This is a genomic window from Streptomyces sp. NPDC037301 (assembly GCF_055602785.1).
Map to the genome: position 1 here is coordinate 1 of NZ_JBVJWD010000169.1, position 1,756 is coordinate 1,756.

Here is a 1,756-nt window from a genome sequence, read left to right on the forward strand (position 1 = left end):
ACCCGGACAGAATGACGCCCACGCGCCGTCCACCACAGCATCCGGACGGCGCGTCACATCACAACAGGGCAAACGTTGCCTGATGCGGCACTAGAGGCCGGGGTGGCGTGCGTTGGCATTGCGCCGATGCAGATGGCGGTGCAGCTCGCGGGTCTGAACGGCTCGCCTGCCCAGCAGGGCCGGACCCGCGGCTGTCGCGGGACCGCCCCTGCTGTGCTCCTCAGGCCCGTGGCGGCCCGAGGTATCCGTCCGTGGCGTCAGCCCGCCATCGGCAGGATCCTCCGCGACGGCACCGCGTCGAGTTCGTTCACGGCCACCGCTTCCCCGCTGTCCGCGTCGACATAACTGACACGGACGACCGGGTCACCACCGGTGTCGCGGCCGGCCGTGGCGTCGAGTGCGAACACCACCGCGACCGGGCGCGCGTTTTCGCGGTCCCCGTACACACCCGAGTACTGGAGAATGCGCCAGCCGTCGTCCTCCCAGTGGTCCAGCAAGGCAGACCGGACCACTGGCGCGGCGGTTTGCCAGGCCAGGGAGTTCTCCAGGAGTTCGACGCTCGCCGCGACCGGCACCCGGTTCCCGGCGGCGGTGCCGAGGAGCGGGTGCCCGAAGACACGCAGTCTCGTCCGGCGCAGTGGCAGCAGCCACCACTGGTCGAGGTCCGCCGAGAGGGCGACCAGAACCGCCGCCGCCCCGGCCAGGAAGACAAGGGCACCGCCAGGCTGCTCGGAGACTGCCGACCACCAGGTGCCCTGTGCCACCGCCACCGTGGCCCCGCCGATGAGCACAACCGCCGCCCGCGCCAACGCCCGCCAGGTGATGCGGGTGTCCTCACCAGCCGAGCAGCCGCAGGAGGACTCCGGCGCCACGGCCCGGCCGTAGCCGAGGTAGGCGAGGAAACCCGCCCCGAGGACCGCGGCGGCGGCCCCCGGCACCGGGTTCGCCGGGACCACCAGCAGACCTGCGGTGATGAGGAGTTCACCTGCACCGGTCGCGCGCAGCACCGTCGTGGCACGCTCACTGCTGCGCAGCATGCGGGCCAGCACCGTCTTCGGCGCCAGCTGTGCGGTGCTCCGGCTGAACACCTTGACCGCTCCGGTCCACCCGAGCAGGCCCGCGAGGACCAGCGGGGCGAGGCTCGTTGTCAGTGACAGCATCTCTTCCTCTCTCTGTGTCCTTGGACCTGCATCAGTGCCCGACGGAGATGCGGACAACGTCCACGGAGTTGTCGGACGGCCGCCAGGCACCGAGCACCTGGGCGCTCTGCCCGATGCGCAGCCGGGACAGGTCGGACGTCAGCGCGCGGCCCGCGTAGGAGGCGCTGGCGTCCGGGGCGACGTGGCCGACCAGTTCGTGCTGCCCGTGGGCGAGGTGCAGCCGGTTCTTCGCGATGCCGCGGATCTGCGTGTCCAGATTCACGATGTTCACCCACACCGCGTCGGCGGCCACGGTGCCGTCGGGCATCATGACGCCGCGTGCATAGAGCCCGTCGCCGACCTCGATCACTTCGGCCGTGGTGGCGCGCACTTTCCACACGCTGGTGACGTTGGTCATCTGCACCCGGGAGTGGCCGCCATTGGATCCGGCCACCTCCAGGATGCTGCCGGTGATGCCCGTGATGCGGCCCTCCACGAAGGTGGACTTGGCTATCGCGGGGTCTAGGGCGTGTATCGAGTCGTGATCACCGGATGGTCGGGGTGAGGTCTTTGATCCAGATTATCGAGGCGCGCAGGTGGAGGCCGGCAAGGTAGCT

Annotated in this window: 2 protein-coding genes; both read right to left on the bottom strand. The window is 70.3% G+C overall.

Annotated elements, in window-relative coordinates; translation table 11 throughout:
- Positions 1-257: 257 nt before the first annotated feature.
- Entirely contained in the window at positions 258-1,160 is a 903-nt protein-coding gene (locus tag ACZ7IB_RS49180; RefSeq protein ID WP_470921889.1) for a MauE/DoxX family redox-associated membrane protein, read from the bottom strand.
- Positions 1,161-1,191: 31 nt separating this feature from the next.
- Entirely contained in the window at positions 1,192-1,635 is a 444-nt protein-coding gene (locus tag ACZ7IB_RS49185; RefSeq protein WP_470921891.1) for a cell wall protein, read from the bottom strand.
- Positions 1,636-1,756 lie beyond the last annotated feature (121 nt).